The organism is Photobacterium obscurum, assembly GCF_026191635.1.
Classification (GTDB): Bacteria; Pseudomonadota; Gammaproteobacteria; order Enterobacterales; family Vibrionaceae; genus Photobacterium; species Photobacterium obscurum.
The window spans coordinates 59,617-74,748 of sequence record NZ_JAKRRW010000026.1 but is presented as its reverse complement, the minus strand read 5'-3'; the positions used below and the strand labels follow the sequence as shown (position 1 = coordinate 74,748).

The 15,132-nt window shown below is 50.2% G+C and carries 16 protein-coding genes; 6 read left to right on the top strand and 10 right to left on the bottom strand.

What is annotated here, in order from left to right; translation table 11 throughout:
- Nucleotides 1-695 (bottom strand): cytochrome c peroxidase (locus MD588_RS22640; protein WP_322784267.1); only part of this gene is annotated, 695 nt, incomplete at its 3' end.
- A gap of 436 nt (nucleotides 696-1,131) precedes the next feature.
- Between MD588_RS22640 and trpS the strand changes: the two genes are divergently transcribed.
- Complete coding sequence (gene trpS, locus MD588_RS22635; protein WP_265700066.1) at nucleotides 1,132-2,220, top strand: tryptophan--tRNA ligase; 1,089 nt, start codon at nucleotides 1,132-1,134, stop codon at nucleotides 2,218-2,220.
- Nucleotides 2,221-2,303: 83 nt separating this feature from the next.
- Here trpS and MD588_RS22630 read toward each other — a convergent pair whose 3' ends face one another.
- Together MD588_RS22630 and MD588_RS22625 are read right to left on the bottom strand one after the other, a co-directional pair.
- On the bottom strand, nucleotides 2,304-3,401 hold the full coding sequence (locus MD588_RS22630; RefSeq protein ID WP_265700064.1) for a sensor domain-containing diguanylate cyclase: 1,098 nt from the start codon (nucleotides 3,399-3,401) through the stop codon (nucleotides 2,304-2,306).
- A 164-nt stretch (nucleotides 3,402-3,565) separates the two neighbouring features.
- Nucleotides 3,566-4,477 carry a LysR substrate-binding domain-containing protein gene (locus MD588_RS22625; protein WP_265700063.1) on the bottom strand — a complete coding sequence of 304 codons (912 nt, stop codon included), beginning with the start codon at nucleotides 4,475-4,477 and terminating at the stop codon, nucleotides 3,566-3,568.
- A 125-nt stretch (nucleotides 4,478-4,602) separates the two neighbouring features.
- Between MD588_RS22625 and MD588_RS22620 the strand changes: the two genes are divergently transcribed.
- Complete coding sequence (locus MD588_RS22620; protein ID WP_265700061.1) at nucleotides 4,603-5,859, top strand: D-amino acid dehydrogenase; 1,257 nt, start codon at nucleotides 4,603-4,605, stop codon at nucleotides 5,857-5,859.
- 18 nt (nucleotides 5,860-5,877) lie between these two features.
- On the opposite strand, the gene MD588_RS22615 is transcribed toward MD588_RS22620, so the two are convergent.
- Entirely contained in the window at nucleotides 5,878-6,060 is a 183-nt protein-coding gene (locus MD588_RS22615) for a hypothetical protein (protein ID WP_265700059.1), read from the bottom strand.
- A 225-nt stretch (nucleotides 6,061-6,285) separates the two neighbouring features.
- Here MD588_RS22615 and MD588_RS22610 point away from each other — a divergent pair, with 225 nt between their 5' ends.
- Nucleotides 6,286-6,843: an NAD/FAD-utilizing enzyme gene (locus MD588_RS22610; protein WP_265700058.1), complete on the top strand. Its 558-nt coding sequence runs from the start codon at nucleotides 6,286-6,288 to the stop codon at nucleotides 6,841-6,843.
- A 56-nt stretch (nucleotides 6,844-6,899) separates the two neighbouring features.
- Here MD588_RS22610 and MD588_RS22605 read toward each other — a convergent pair whose 3' ends face one another.
- The 5 genes from MD588_RS22605 to MD588_RS22585 form a co-directional block, all read right to left on the bottom strand.
- Nucleotides 6,900-7,250 carry a cytochrome C oxidase subunit IV family protein gene (locus tag MD588_RS22605; protein WP_265700057.1) on the bottom strand — a complete coding sequence of 117 codons (351 nt, stop codon included), beginning with the start codon at nucleotides 7,248-7,250 and terminating at the stop codon, nucleotides 6,900-6,902.
- 12 nt (nucleotides 7,251-7,262) lie between these two features.
- The gene (locus MD588_RS22600; RefSeq protein WP_265700056.1) at nucleotides 7,263-7,946 is read right to left on the bottom strand and encodes a heme-copper oxidase subunit III family protein; all 684 of its coding nucleotides are present in this window, start codon (nucleotides 7,944-7,946) and stop codon (nucleotides 7,263-7,265) included.
- Between the two features lie 13 nt (nucleotides 7,947-7,959).
- A complete protein-coding gene (locus tag MD588_RS22595) occupies nucleotides 7,960-8,586 on the bottom strand; it encodes a cytochrome c oxidase subunit 3 (protein WP_265700055.1) in 627 nt (208 codons plus the stop codon).
- Nucleotides 8,576-10,372, bottom strand: coding sequence for a cytochrome c oxidase subunit I (ctaD, locus tag MD588_RS22590; protein ID WP_265700054.1), 1,797 nt, complete (start codon nucleotides 10,370-10,372; stop codon nucleotides 8,576-8,578). Before ctaD ends, MD588_RS22595 begins: the two co-directional genes overlap by 11 nt.
- 68 nt (nucleotides 10,373-10,440) lie before the next feature.
- Nucleotides 10,441-11,544: a cytochrome c oxidase subunit II gene (locus MD588_RS22585; protein WP_265700052.1), complete on the bottom strand. Its 1,104-nt coding sequence runs from the start codon at nucleotides 11,542-11,544 to the stop codon at nucleotides 10,441-10,443.
- Nucleotides 11,545-11,869: 325 nt separating this feature from the next.
- On the opposite strand from MD588_RS22585, the gene MD588_RS22580 reads away from it, so the two are divergent.
- From MD588_RS22580 to purU, 3 genes are all read left to right on the top strand, one after another.
- Entirely contained in the window at nucleotides 11,870-12,784 is a 915-nt protein-coding gene (locus MD588_RS22580) for a DUF808 domain-containing protein (protein ID WP_265700051.1), read from the top strand.
- A gap of 87 nt (nucleotides 12,785-12,871) precedes the next feature.
- Complete coding sequence (locus tag MD588_RS22575) at nucleotides 12,872-13,462, top strand: hypothetical protein (protein WP_265700050.1); 591 nt, start codon at nucleotides 12,872-12,874, stop codon at nucleotides 13,460-13,462.
- Nucleotides 13,463-13,511: 49 nt separating this feature from the next.
- Nucleotides 13,512-14,378: a formyltetrahydrofolate deformylase gene (purU, locus tag MD588_RS22570; protein ID WP_265700049.1), complete on the top strand. Its 867-nt coding sequence runs from the start codon at nucleotides 13,512-13,514 to the stop codon at nucleotides 14,376-14,378.
- 57 nt (nucleotides 14,379-14,435) lie between these two features.
- On the opposite strand, the gene MD588_RS22565 is transcribed toward purU, so the two are convergent.
- On the bottom strand, nucleotides 14,436-15,014 hold the full coding sequence (locus MD588_RS22565; RefSeq protein WP_265700047.1) for an HD domain-containing protein: 579 nt from the start codon (nucleotides 15,012-15,014) through the stop codon (nucleotides 14,436-14,438).
- Nucleotides 15,015-15,132 lie beyond the last annotated feature (118 nt).

Genomic DNA, 15,132 nt, shown 5'->3' with positions numbered 1-15,132 from the left:
ATATCAGCAAAAGCGGCCTTAAACAGAGTAACGTACTCGGGAATATTTCTCAGGCGCTCGGCAAGTAGCTCCCAGACGCCGTCATCCCCTGCTAATTTATTCTCACCAGCAGCATCGGCGACTGGGTTCTCACCGGGTTGTCCAGCCATTTCGGTTGGGTTGGTGACGGGAAACATTGCCTGTGCCGCTAATACATTGTCTAAATTATCGGGTAATTGGTCACCAGCCGGTGAGGTAAATCCACTAGAATGACTTGTGTCGGTGAAAATACGGCCGTCATTAAACAGCACGGTAAACTCGTGTGCACCGAGGTTAAACAGTGCCGGCGCATTATGCGGTACACGTTGATGTATGGCATCTTCCCCTTCTCCGGTATCCCGATTGACCCCCAGTCCGCTGGCGCCTTCACCGACAGACAAAGACAAGCCATCGGCGGTGTTGGTTAAGGTATGGTGGCAAGTGCCACAGGAGATATTGCGATTACCGCTCAGAATTTTGTCAAAAAAGAGCTTTTTTCCCAATTCAACCTGTGCAGGGCTGTGTTCTCGAAAATCACTATCGGTTAAAGGAACCAGGCTCAAAGCATTATCTGGCTTGTTCTTTGAACTCGAATCGAGCTCTTCTTCGGCTAATACGGTGGTACTGAGTATGAGGCCACTGATCATCAGTCCTAGAATTAAATTACGGTTTTTCACTAGTTATCTCCTTTATTGTTATTGGTGCTGGACAACTAAGTCGCCGCTGATGTACTAAATTCTAGTCATCTGAAAGTTGGGCTAAGGTGAAAACCGCTATGCTCTTATGTTTAGTACATCATATTCATTCAAAGGACAGGTTCTTGATTTTGTTATGGTTTGGTTTCGTAGTGCCGAATAATCACGGGGAGCGCTTCCGAAGGGTGTCAATGGGGGACCGAAGAATTGGTTTCCTTAAGTTCATGCTTGCCTAGCGCGAGATAAGTTGTTAGCTTGATGTGCATGAAAACGACCCTATCTGTAATTTTCACTCCTACTTGGTGGCGTGCTTTGCAATAAAGCGCGGCACGTAACTGTATTTGTTCCATAGCCGCCAGTAGGCTGCCAATGGATCACAATATTCTTGCCTCTGGTCGGTCAATTTAGAGGTAAGACAATGACGCTAATAACCTGCACCAAAAACAAAACTCAGCCCCAGCACCTAGCTCAAAGTTCGAATCTTGATTCGCCCCCTAGCTCTATTCAAAGCCAAGAAAAGATCCTTACTGGCGACCGTGCTACTGGCGCCCTGCATCTTGGCCACTATGTCGGCTCACTCCAGCAGCGGGTTCAGCTGCAGCACCAATACCAGCAGACGATTCTGGTAGCGGATATGCAAGGCCTGACGGACAACGGTCATAACCCCGGCAAAGTATCATCAAATATCCTCAACGTGGTGGCCGATTACCTGGCGGTCGGGATTGACCCTAACTTGACTACCATTTGCCTGCAGTCGGCAGTCCCGGCTTTGGCTGAGTTGTCGATGTATTACGCCAATCTTGTCTCTATCTCCCGGCTGGAGCGTAACCCGACGGTCAAGAGCGAAATCCAATCCAAGGCATTTGGCCGTTCCATCCCGGCTGGCTTTCTGACTTATCCCATTAGCCAGGCGGCCGACATCACGGCGTTCGGCGCGACGTTGATCCCGGTTGGGGATGATCAGCTGCCGATGATTGAACAAACCAATGAAATTGTCCGTAAGGTCAATGGGATTGCGGGAACGCCTATCCTACGTGAGTGCAAACCGCTGCTGAGCCATGTGTCGCGGTTGCCAAGTACCGATGGTAAAAGCAAGATGTCAAAGTCGATGGGCAACGCTATCTTGCTGAGTGCCAGCGATAAAGATATCAGACAGGCGGTGAGGGCGATGTACACCGATCCCAACCATCTGCGGGTGGAAGATCCGGGGCAGGTGGAAGGCAACGTGGTATTTACCTACCTCGATGCATTTTGTACCGATAAGGCCTATGTCGAAGCACTGAAAACTCAGTATCGGGCTGGCGGATTGGGGGATGGTAAAACCAAAGCCATTCTGGAGTCGTGTCTGCAGGAGGTCATCCGGCCGATCCGAGATCGACGAGAGGAGTTGATGGCCGACAAGGCCCAGTTGGTGGCGATATTGAAAGCTGGAACTGAGAAAGCTAGGGATGACTCCAGCGATGTACTCAATAATGTGAAGTCCGCGTTTGGTCTGAATTTATTCTGAGCGGCAAAGCGGGGTGACAGGGAGAAGCTTTTGCCTCGTTATAAAAATCAACACAATTGCGGTTTGTCCGACTTGGTTTAGGGCTAATGAAAACTACATCGATCCTGTTCGCCTGAAAAGGTGATGCCATCGATATGCAGCGAGCATTTTTCATACCGGTTTCGCCCGTTTTGCTTGGCGAGATATAGGGCTTTGTCGGCATGGCTGATCAACATATCGAGCAGGGTGTCGATACTGTTTTGGTATTCACCACTGCAATCGAAATGGCAAATCCCCATGCTGACAGTTATCGGTTTCGCGGTAATATGCAACGCTTTGATACCGGCCATGATCCGCTCACAAATGTCATCAATCTGTTCCGGTTTGGTTTCCGGCAACCAGAGGACAAATTCCTCACCGCCGTACCGGGCGACAAAATCATCAGAACGTAAGGCTTCGCGCAGGGTACCGGCAATCGCGACGAGGGTTTTATCGCCATGTTGGTGGCCATATTGATCATTGATTTTTTTAAAGTGGTCGATGTCGATCACTACCAGCGTTGATTTACTCGCATTCTGATTAATACGTTTTACTTCTTTGCGCAGGTGTTTGAATAGGCTGCGGCGATTGGGGAGTTTGGTCAGGCTGTCGGTTCTGGCTTGCTCTTGCAGTTTACGGTTAAGTGATTGAAGCTCGGCTTCTTGCTGGCGCCGGAGGAGTTCAACTTCAATCCAGGAAGCCATTAGCTGCAATGAGTCAATATCAATGTCTTTGAACTGGCGGGGATAAGGTGCGGCGCTGGAAAAGTTGAGGGTACCAAAAAGCTTGCCTCGACAGTAAACAGGGATGCCAATATAGGATTCAAGTTGTAGCTCCCGATAGGCCGGGTGGTGCCCTAGTTCGTCACTTTGTCCAACATTCTCGATTGCGATTGGACCACCGGCATGGCTGGTCACGGAGCAATAGGTTTTGCCCAGTTCAAAACAATCACCCGCCTCTATCTGCACATCGTCCGGGCAGATACATTGCACGATGGAATAACACTCCCCATCTATCTGCGAAAGGATTGCAATATCGAGGTTAAAGCGCTCGAGTCCCATTTTGAGTAGCGCTTGTAGTTGAAAGTCGAAGCCTTGGTCGTAGGCACTAGTGATCTTATACAAACTTCGGATGATGCGTTCACTTTCAGAGTAGTTATCCATTGTACTATCACTTCCTCAATACTTCGCACTAATATGTTCTGTGCAGCGTATTTATCCTTTACTCACTAATCTACCATGGATGAAAATATCGCCAAGGCCTATCTGGAACATTATGAGCTCTTGCGCTAATTGTTCTGACGCATAGCTATAAAAACAATGGTTTATTAGGTGCTAACGTGGAATTCAGCCGCTACGTGTTGAAGCCATGCGATAAAGTATTCAATTGCCTGGCTGTGGCGGTGCTGAATCAGGTAGTAACCGGCATTGGCCGGAATAGGCGTAAATGGTGAAACTAACTTACCAGTGGCAAAGTCATCTTTAATCAGGGCGCAACGTGCCATTGCGACACCGAGCCCGGCCTCGGCAGCAGCCATTGCCATATCGGTGCGGTTAAAGTAATGACCTTGCTGACTGTTGGCGCTAATTTTCATTTTCTTGAACCAGTAGTGCCACTCAAAATCTTGGCTGGCTTCACGCCAGGGCATTGCGTCATGCAGTAGTGCCACTTGCTTCCAGCATTCCTTATCATGCCAATCGAACTGTGCCTTATAGTCGGGGCTCATTACCGGTTGCAGGTACTCACTTATCAATAATGTGCTGGAGTCGCTTTTGCAGCCATCGGGTAGGCGACAGTAGTCTATCACCAGGTCGAAGCTGGTATCTTGGTGATCGACCAGTGCGCCTTCGGCAAAGGTCTGGATTTTTATCTCTGGGTATTGCTGATAGAAATTCTGAAGCCTCGGTACCAGCCACTTGAAGGCAAATGACGGCGTGAGTTTGAGCCGGATTTCTCCCTCCGTTGTTGGTTGTTGAAGCTGAGTGATGACTTGCTCTATATCGCTGAGGCTTTGGCTTACGACACTGTACAGCTGCTGGCCTTGTTCGGTGAGGCGGATCCCTCGTGAGTGTCTGTTAAACAAAGGGAATAGAAGGTTACTTTCCAGTTGGCGGATCTGCTGGCTAACCGCTCCCGTCGTTATGTGCAGGTGCTGTGCCGCTTGGGTAAAGCTACCCAATCTCGCGGCGACCTCGAAAGTACCGAGCCCAGAAAGGGTACTGTTGTTTAGTGCTGTCATCGTTGCTTCCATTCCTTGCCTTTAGAAATTCTAAACACTGCTGTTAAATATTATCGATTGTTATGCAAATGTAAATAAAGCATTCTCCGTTCCATAAAGTCGCCTATAAGAAAGAGAGTCATGGTATGGAAGTGGTTGTTTTAGGTAGCGGGGTTATTGGTTTGACATCAGCTTGGTATCTGGCCCAGGCCGGACATGATGTGACAGTGGTCGAACGTCAGCCCAAAAGTGCGGAAGAGACCAGTTTTGCCAATGCCGGGCAAATCTCCTATGGCTACTCCTCACCCTGGGCGGCGCCGGGTATTCCGGTAAAAGCAATGAAGTGGCTATTGCAAAAGCACGCCCCTTTGAAGATCAAGCCATCGGTATCGCCGGAGCTGTATGTGTGGGCGTCAAAGATGCTGGCTAACTGTAATCAGAAAAGGTATCAGGTCAATAAGGCCAGAATGCTACGGGTGGCCAACTATAGCCGTGAGTGCCTGCTGGATTTACGTCAGCAGCATGATTTGCAGTATGAGGGCCGACAGCAGGGCACCTTGCAGGTGTTTCGCAGTGAAGCCCAGATTGAGGCGGTTGCCAAAGATATTCAGGTGCTGGCCGAAAGCGGCACGCAATACGAAGAGCTCGATGTTGCCAGTTGCATTGCGGCCGAGCCGGCATTGGCTAAGGTTAGGGACAAACTGGTTGGCGGGCTGCGTTTGCCGGATGACGAGACCGGCGACTGTTATTTGTTCTGCCAACAACTGACGGAGCTTGCCAGGCAGGCAGGAGTGCAGTTCAAATTTGATGTGACCGTACAGAGCCTGAATCAGCAGGCCGGAAAAATTACCTCGGTTACTACCAGTGAGGGCGAAATGACAGCCGATGCGTATGTGGTGGCGATGGGCAGCTATTCAGCGTCGTTGCTGTCACCACTGGGGATTGATATACCGGTGTATCCGGTTAAAGGTTACTCACTCACCATGCCGGTGACCGATGGTGATTCTGCTCCGGTTTCTACGGTGATGGACGAGACCTATAAAGTAGCGATGACCCGTTTTGATGACCGTATTCGAGTGGCCGGAACCGCAGAACTGGCCGGGTTTGATTTTAGCCTGGCGGACAAGCGCAAAGAGACCATTGCGATGGTGATTCAAGACCTGTTTCCGCAGGCAGGCGATATCCGTCAGGCTGAATACTGGAGTGGTTTGCGGCCCATGACGCCGGATGGTACGCCTGTTATAGGCAAAACACCGTTTGCCAACCTGTTCACCAATACCGGGCACGGAACACTGGGCTGGACAATGGCCTGCGGGTCGGGCCGTTTGCTGGCTGACATTGTCAGTGGCACGACGGCGGATATCGACCCGGACGGTTTGGATGTCTTTCGGTATGCCAGTTAGGCTAATACCAACTATCGTTTAGCAGTTGCCTTTCTTGGCTTGTCCCGGTGGACAGAAGCTGCCGTGACCATGGCTGTTTTTGCTGTCGTTGGTTGTCGCTCTGATGTTCACGCCGTCAACTTCGCCTTCTACATGAGTAAGTTGACAACCACCAAGAAACATCGAAAAGAAGAGTGCGCAAAAAAGTGTGTATTTTTTCATGGTTGTTGAGTCTGTCCATTGTTCGAGATTCCCTGAGAGTATATTGGTTGCAGTGATGACGAGTGTTAGGCGAAAGTCAGAGAAATGTCAGCGAACCACAATATTCAGCGGAATGTGTATTAAAATTTAAGTGCGAATAGTTTTTTGTGTTGTTCTTAAATCGCTGACATCGTTCTAATGGACCAGACATGTGTTCAGTTTGGTATTCAATGTTGGGAGGCCGTGATGAAGCGGGTCTTTTACATTAGCGATGACTTAGACGACCTAGAGCTGGTGGAATATGAGCTTGAACTGAGTGGTATTGGTTCACCTCAAATCCATGTGCTCACAGACAATGACGCCGAGGTTGCCAGCCATCATCATCTTCATCCTGTGAAGTCAATTATGCGTAACGACATTATCCATTCGACGGAGATTGGTGCTGTCGTCGGTGTCTGCGCTGCCGGATTTGTTTTACTTGTGGCATATCTGTCTGGAGTGACAGAAACCGTAGGTTGGGTGCCTTTTATCATGCTGGCGATCGTTATGCTGGGATTCATGACCTGGGAAGGTGGCCTGTTTGGTATTCAGGAACTGCATTATCAGTTCCGTCGTTTCAAGCAGGTACTGAAGTCAGGCAAACATGTGCTGATGGTCGATGTGGAGCCTAACCAGGAAATCACCTTGGCGAATGTGACCCTGGCACACGAGAAGTTAAAGCCGGCCGGTACCGGCAAGGCCCCACCCCATTGGGTAATCGCAACCCAAAATGGTTGGGAAAAAATGAAACGAACACTGCCATAAAACACTGCATTGATAGGTATAAAGAAGCAGCAGTAAATAGGGAGGCGCTCGCCTCCCTATTCGTTTACGGTAAGTTCATTAAAATAGATCTCGCGGAGCTGAAAAATATACTCTGCCTCGCTGGCCATCAATACAACTAATACCAGCAAGACGAGGGGAGGGAGAAAGATGGTGTAAACCAATGCAATCCGCTCCCATAGCATATGCATAAAAACACTGGCGATAAGCCCGGCTTTTAGTGCCATGAAGATCAGGATCAGGCTCCAGCGCAACATCCCTTCGAGGTGGTAATAATCGACGAGATAAGACAGGGTACTGAGGACAAACAGCAGTCCCCATATTTTTAGGTACAAGCTAATCGGATGCTGCTGTTTATGCTCGGTCGAGCCCGACTGCGGCGTGTTCATGTCCGAACCCTCCTACCACAAATAGAAAAAGGCAAAGATGAATACCCAGACCAGATCGACGAAGTGCCAGTAAAGTCCGGCGATTTCAACATTCTCGTAATTTCCGCTGTGATCATAGTTCCCGCGCCAGACTTTGGCGGCGATAATCAGTAAATAGAGAACCCCGACGCTGACATGCAGGCCGTGAAAGCCGGTGATCATAAAGAAGCTGGCACCAAACTGTGCGGCGCCGGCCTCATTGCCCCAAGGCCGGACGCCTTCTTCAATCAGCTTGGTCCACTCGAACGCCTGCATGCCGACAAAACTGAGTCCGAACAGGGCGGTGATCACCATCAACAGGGCGGTGAGGCCTCGCTTGCGTTGATAACCCGCATTAACGGCCATCGCCATGGTGCCGCTGCTGGTGATCAGGATGAAGGTCATGATGGCGATAAGGATCAGGGGGATCGACTGACCGCCGATTGTCAGAGCGAAGATCTCGCTGGGGATCGGCCAGGGAGTCGTTGTGGTCATTCGCACTGCCATATAACCGGTAAGAAAGCAGCCAAAGACAAAAATGTCACTGAGCAGAAACAGCCACATCATGGTTTTGTTGGAGGATATCCGGAACACGGCTTGGTCGGCGGAATAGTCCGCGACGATAGAAGCCCACTGTCCGGTTTGGATTCCGGAACTGTTAGATGGGGTATCGGCCATACGTATTTACCTCTTATGTAAATCGCAACAGCCCCAATAAAAATAGCCAGATCAAAAGTAGAAAGTGCCAGTACCGGGTACACAGACTCAGTGACGGGTAGAGAGAATCACTGTGCCTGTTGATGGCGTGGTACACCGCGATTGCGAGTGCAACCAGTCCGCCCAGAACATGCAGTCCGTGCAGGCCTGTTAAAAGGTAGAAAAAACTATTGGCCGGGTTGCCCCCGACACTGTAATTCAGTGCTAGTAGTTGCTGCCACGCCCAGAGTTGGGTCAGGATAAAACCGAGCGTGAATAGTACCGTGAGTTTTAGCAGCGAGCGACAGCCATGGATGGATGGCAGCAGGGCGGCTTTCCGGCAGCTCAGGTGCATCGCCACGCAACTCATCACAAGCATAGCAGTGCTGACACTGAGCTGCCACGGCTCGCCGATTGGTTGCCAGTCACTGAGTGACATACGGATCCGGTAGGCGACGGTAAACAAAAAGAACAGCATTGTGACCACCCCCATCAGAAACCACAGCCCCGTTGAAGCGGGGGCGGTGGCTCCTGATGGCGGGAAATAGCTTGAATTACCATCAGGACTGAGTGTCTCTTTTGACTGATTTGTTTCGGGGAGTTCGGGCTTGTTACGCTTCATCGCTGTCACTCCGTAACTTGTCTGCTGGAATATCGTCTGTTGCTTTGTCGGATTCTGGTTGCTGATCAGGTGGCGGCGTATTTTGCGGAATAAAGTCCTCGTCATGTCCCGGCACACTGAAGTCGTAGGCCCAGCGGTAGACAACGGGCAGCTCCTTACCCCAGTTACCGTGTTTGGGTGGGGTGTCGGGCGTTTGCCATTCCAATGACGTGGCCTGCCACGGATTATCCGAGGCTTGTTTGCCTTTCTTATAGCTCCAGAAAAGATTAAAAACAAAAACCAGCTGCGCGGCGCCGACAATCAGTGCAGCAACGGTAATGAAGGCATTGAGGCTATGGGCCGACTCCGGAATAAAACTGTAATCCTCGTAGGCGTAATAGCGCCGTGGCATACCGAGGATCCCCAGGTAGTGCATCGGAAAGTAAATGGCATAGGTGCCGAGGAAGGTGATCCAAAAGTGTAGGTGGCCAAGTGGCTCGTTGAGCATTCGGCCGGTGATTTTTGGGTACCAGTGATAAATCCCGCCAAAGATCACCAAAATCGGCGAGACCCCCATCACCATATGGAAGTGGGCAATTACAAAGTAGGTATCCGACAGCGGGATATCGACAATGACATTGCCGAGGAACAAACCGGTTAGCCCGCCAATGATAAAACTGCTCATAAAGGCAATGGCGAAAAGCATTGGCAGGCTGAGGTGAATATCGCCGCGCCATAGAGTGAACAGCCAGTTGTAGACCTTGATTGCCGTCGGAACGGCAATGACCAAAGTGGTGGTGGCAAAGAAGAAGCCAAAATAAGGGTTCATGCCGCTGACATACATGTGGTGTGCCCAGACGATAAAGCTCAGGGCGGCGATCCCCAGTATCGCCCAGACCATCATTTTGTAACCGAAGATATTCTTGCGGGCATGGACGCTGATGAGATCCGATACGATACCGAAGGCCGGCAGGGCAACGATATACACTTCGGGGTGACCGAAGAACCAGAACAGGTGCTGGAACAGGATAGGGCTACCGCCACCGTAATCGGTCTGCTGCCCCATCGAGATCACCGCAGGCATAAAGAAGCTTGAACCGAGCAGCTTATCGAATAGCATCATAATCGCACTTACCAACAGAGCCGGAAAAGCCAGCAGTGCCATGATGGAAGCGGTAAAAATTCCCCATACTGTCAGCGGCATACGTAGCAGGGTCATCCCCTGGGTGCGGGCCTGAAGAACGGTGGTGACATAGTTCAGACCGCCCATCGTGGCGGCGACGATAAACACGCCCAGCGATACCAGCATCAATACGATTCCCCAGTCCGTGCCGGGGGTACCGGGCATAATGGCCTGAGGTGGATAGAGTGTCCAGCCCGCGCCTGTTGGCCCGCCGGCGACAAAGAAGCTGGCGATGAGGATCAGCGAGGCCAGCAGGTAAAACCAGAAGCTGAGCATATTGAGGAACGGGAACACCATGTCCCGGGCACCGACCATCAAGGGGATCAGGTAATTGCCAAAGCCACCGAGAAACAGCGCGGTTAACAGGTATACCACCATAATCATGCCGTGCAAGGTCATAGACTGGTAGTAAGTATTCACATCAATGAAGTCAAACTGGCCGGGAAAGCCAAGCTGCAAACGCATCAGCCACGACAGAACCAGTGCGATCAGCCCCATAAATATTGCCGTCAGCGAATATTGGATGGCGATAACCTTGTGATCCTGGCTCCAGACATACTTGGTCCAGAACGACTGGGGATGGTCGTCAGAGTCGCCGGGGGGCGATATATTGTATTCGGCCATAATCTCCCTCTCCCCCTTAATTAAAATGTGATCATAAATATGTTTATTACGTTAGCCGTGAGCCTGGACTATGGTGCTGAAACCGCTTTTATGTATGCGATGATCGCCTCGACTTCCTCGTCGCTGAACTGGTAGACCGGCATGATGGGCGGATAGCCTTTGACGATTTCCGCATTGGCCTGAAGAATGGCTTTGCGAAGGTAGGCATCGTCAACCAAGACTTCAGCATCATCGGACATTCGCTCGGTTTTGCCATACAGGCCGAGCCAGGTTGGGCCGACACCGGGTTTGCCGTCAAGGCTGTGGCAGGCGATACAGCCGTTGACCTCAGACAGGGTTTTTCCTAGTTCGATGATATCCGTAATATCGCTGGTGATCTTTGGCTGTTGGGTGTCGGCAAAGATGGGCTGGGATGCCAGCCACAGGCCGAAGGTGGCGTCATCTTCTACCACGACCCGCCCGCGCATGTTGAAGTGGCCGACCCCGCACAGTTCGGCGCACAAAATGTCAAAAGTGCCGCGCCTGGTGGGGGTAAACCAGAAATAACTGACGGTGCCAGGCACGAGGTCCATTTTGGCGCGAAACTGCGGGACATTGAAATCATGCAGCACATCCTTTGACCTGAGCAGGACCTTGAGCGAAGTAAATAACGGCAGGTGAAGCTCAGGGCTGAGGATGATCCTGTCATCGGCCGAGGCCGGATCATCGGGGTCTAGCCCGAGTGGGTTGGTCGTGGAAATAAACCGGATATCGGTTTGACCCAACTGGTTGTCTTTGCCGGGAAAACGAAAGCTCCATTTCCATTGCTCGCCCACCACCTCAAACACCTGCGCTTCATCGGGGACACTGACGAACTTTCCGTATACAACCAGGCCCGGTGCCAGCAGGCCGATAATGCCGATAGACGTGAGGCCGATCAGCCAGCCTTCGAGTTTTTTATTGTCAGGCTGGTAGGTCGATTTTCGTCCCGGCTTGTGGCGGTAGCGGATCACCATCCAGGCTATCAGCAGGTTGATGACAATAAAAAAAGCACCGGTAATGATAATGGTGAGGGTAAAAGCATCATCAATTTCACCCCAGTTGGAGGCAGCTGGGGTCAGCCACCACGGGCTGTAGAAGTGGAAGGCAATAGAGGCAACAACAATCAAGATCAAGGCAATGGCAATAGCCATAAGAACGACACCCTATATCGTCATTGGTCGTGTCCTTGATAAAGCAAATTCAAAATAACAAATCCCAAAGTGCCTGAAGACGGGTAACGCAAAGATTGTCTCAAGAAGATTTTGTCTATGATTCTAATGCTAAGAAGCTTAGTGGAGGAAGTGACGCCCTGCGAGTGGGTGACAATATTTCTGTACTTCAAACGCAGAAGTGAGAAAGAAACAGAACTCCGTTTATGCTTTACCTCAAAAAACTTAACACACTGTTCGGAAAGTCAATATTTGTCCGCTATGGTTAGAAAAATATCCCTAAATGGCTGAATTCTAGAGGTGTGATGTGGCAGGTGCGAGTTTACTGACTCTATTAGATGACATCGCGACAGTGCTCGACGATGTTGCGGTGATGAGCAAGGTCGCAGCCCGTAAAACGGCAGGTGTCCTGGGCGACGACTTGGCACTGAACGCCCAGCAGGTCTCTGGTGTGAGGGCCGAGCGGGAAATTCCGGTGGTGTGGGCGGTAGCCAAGGGTTCGTTTCGCAATAAGCTCATTCTGGTGCCAGCCGCTTTGCTGATCAGCGCAATTGCCCCGTGGCTGATCACCCCGATGCTGCTGATCGGGGGCTTGTTCCTGTGTTATGAAGGCTTTGAAAAAGTGGTCGAAAAGCTGTTCCACCCTCCCCAGCTGGAAGAATCCGAATTACTGGAGGAGATGGATAAGGCCGACGATATCCTTGAATTTGAAAAACAAAAAATCAAAGGGGCGATCCGAACCGATTTCATCCTGTCGGCAGAAATCATCGTCATCGCGCTGGGAACGGTGCAAGAGGTACCTTTAGTGACCCAGGTAATGGTGATCAGCCTGATTGCGGTACTGATGACGATTGGGGTGTACGGCTTGGTGGCAGGGATCGTCAAGCTTGATGATTTGGGGCTGTATTTGGTTAAAAACAGCTATGTCACCTCAATGAAGCATGCCATAGGCAATGGCCTGATTAACGCGGCGCCTTATCTGATGAAGTTTCTGGCAATTATCGGCACTATCGCAATGTTTCTGGTTGGGGGCGGCATTGTGGTCCATAGCATCCCAAACTCCCATGATATTGTTCATCACCTGACCGAGCGGGTTGCGATGATACCAGGCGGAGCGGTGATGTTGCCGGCAGTCATTAACGCCCTGATTGGATTATTTTCAGGTGGCGTTGTACTGGCGGGAATGTCCGTTTTTTCCCGAGTGAAAGCAATGGCCAAATAACCCTGACGTATAAGCTAACATTATGAAATCTATCCAGAAGGGATTATTATAGAGCGGTGTATTCCGTATTATCATATAGAGAGAAAGATGAAGAATGTCTTGCTTGCGACGACTTTTGCTTCGCTACTGAGTGTATCGAGCTTTGATGTCTCTGCTGAAATTGCACCGGTTAGCTTTCAGGATATTCCTGAAGTGATGACGGAGTTCGATACCGCGAAAGAGTTCCGTAAGAAGGCATTGACCTATGGCCGCCTTCCGCACCGCAGTGAAATCGACCGCGTCTTTCCGACTTATGTTGCCGATGACAACGGTAAGCCGAAGCTGGAAACCGAAAATGTAGTGTCTGCTGATGTGGTCATTGCCCGTAATCCCGAGCCGGTCAGCGGCGCGGTGTTCAATGAATGGCTGGTGCCTAAAGAAAAGTGGGAAGACACTTACGGTGAATTGCCGCAGTTTGTCGAATTTGCTCCGTTTAAGCGGGTCAAGACCATCAAGGCAATTCCAATTACCGATGAAGTACTAACCCTGCTGGGTAGTGAAGACGGTGAAACAGCAGTGATTGCCGTGGAATGGAATGATCAGGGCATGACAGTATACAAAGACGGGTACTTGGCTGATGGTGGCTACGGTATTGCCCCTGAAGAGATGGCCAAGACCTATGAGGAAGTTGAGCCATAAGGCAAATACAGCCGGTGCTGTTTATTGAGGAACAGAATAGGATAAGGATATGAACCAGCAAAGTTATATTTTGACCGCAAGCTGTCCCGGGCGTTCGGGTACGGTGGATGTTGTAACCCGCTTTCTGCGGGAATTTGACTGCTACATCACGGAGCTGAATTCTTTTGACGATGCGCTGAACCATCGCTTTTTTATCCGTACTGTATTCCGGATGGAAGATAATGCACCGCTTGATCAAGCTGCGTTTTGCACCACCTTTGCAGAGCGGGCGGCAGCATTTGATATGGACTGGGAGCTGACGCCGTCTGATTATCGACCAAAAGTGGTGATCATGGTGTCTAAATATGATCACTGCCTGAACGATCTGTTATACCGCTACCGAACCGGCAACCTTCCGGTTGATATTCAAGCCGTGATTTCCAATCACCCTGATCTGCAGCCACTGGCTCAGTGGCATGGTATTCCTTACTATCACTTTCCGATCACTGGGGACACCAAATCGCAGCAGGAAGCTCAGGTACAAGCCGTGTTAGACGAAACCGGCTGCGAGCTGCTGGTGCTGGCCCGCTATATGCAGGTGCTCTCCCATGATATGTGCGTTCGCTGGGCAGGAAAGGCCATCAATATTCATCACTCGCTGTTACCGGGCTTCAAGGGCGCCAAGCCTTACCATCAGGCTTATAACAAGGGGGTTAAGCTGGTGGGGGCTACCGCCCATTATGTCAGCGATGATCTGGATGAAGGGCCGATTATTACCCAGGGAATGGAAACCGTAAACCATACCTATTTTCCTGCTGATTTGGCTCGCAAAGGCATGGATGTCGAATCCCTGACATTGGCTCGTGCTATTCAATATCATGTCGAGAAACGGGTATTTCTGTTTAATGACAAAACCGTGGTGTTTGAACGCTCGTGAGTGGATGACTTTTGCAAAAAAAAGTGGTGCTTACCAAGTTTCGGCGGCATCACCTTGTTAAAGAGTATTGTTATCTTCAGCTAACCTTTTTGTATCAACATCGATTAGGGCTCTTAATTTCGATGTGATCTCATCGTAATCTGTATATTTTTTGCCATATGAGAGGTTAAACCCGTAGTTAAAGTTGGACGGATTTTCCCCTTGCGTATGCTGTAAAACTGTTTCAAGTTTGTCGAATGCTTTCGCAAGCCTGGCCTCTCTAGATGAGGCATTTTCATATTCGTCCCATAGTGCCAGAATTTCACTTTGTAGGCTTTCCGGTAGAGGCGCTATTAAGGACACTAAATCCTTTCTTTCTTCCTTCGCTTTATCCATTCCTTCAATTTGCTCTATCGCAGGAATGTCACCACTGATGGCTTCACCCAGATCATGAATGATGCACATTTTTATAAGCCGATGTATATCAACGTCTGGATATTGCTTTTCGAACAAAAGGATCATCAAACATAACCGCCAGGTGTGCTCGGCTGTGCTCTCATGCCGACCATTGGACGTTCTCGATGTTCGCAGGGTATTTTTTAATTGTTCAGCCCCCCTTAGAAACGCCAGAATCCCTTCTAACTCGCTCTCATTCACTTCTCTGTCTCCAATAATTTGGTGTTAATGGGGGAATATAAGGTAAGGAGTCGGTGGCCTAGCCAAGAACGCGCGGATAGGCCATCGTACCCAAAAACTTTTACCCCGTATGACTATA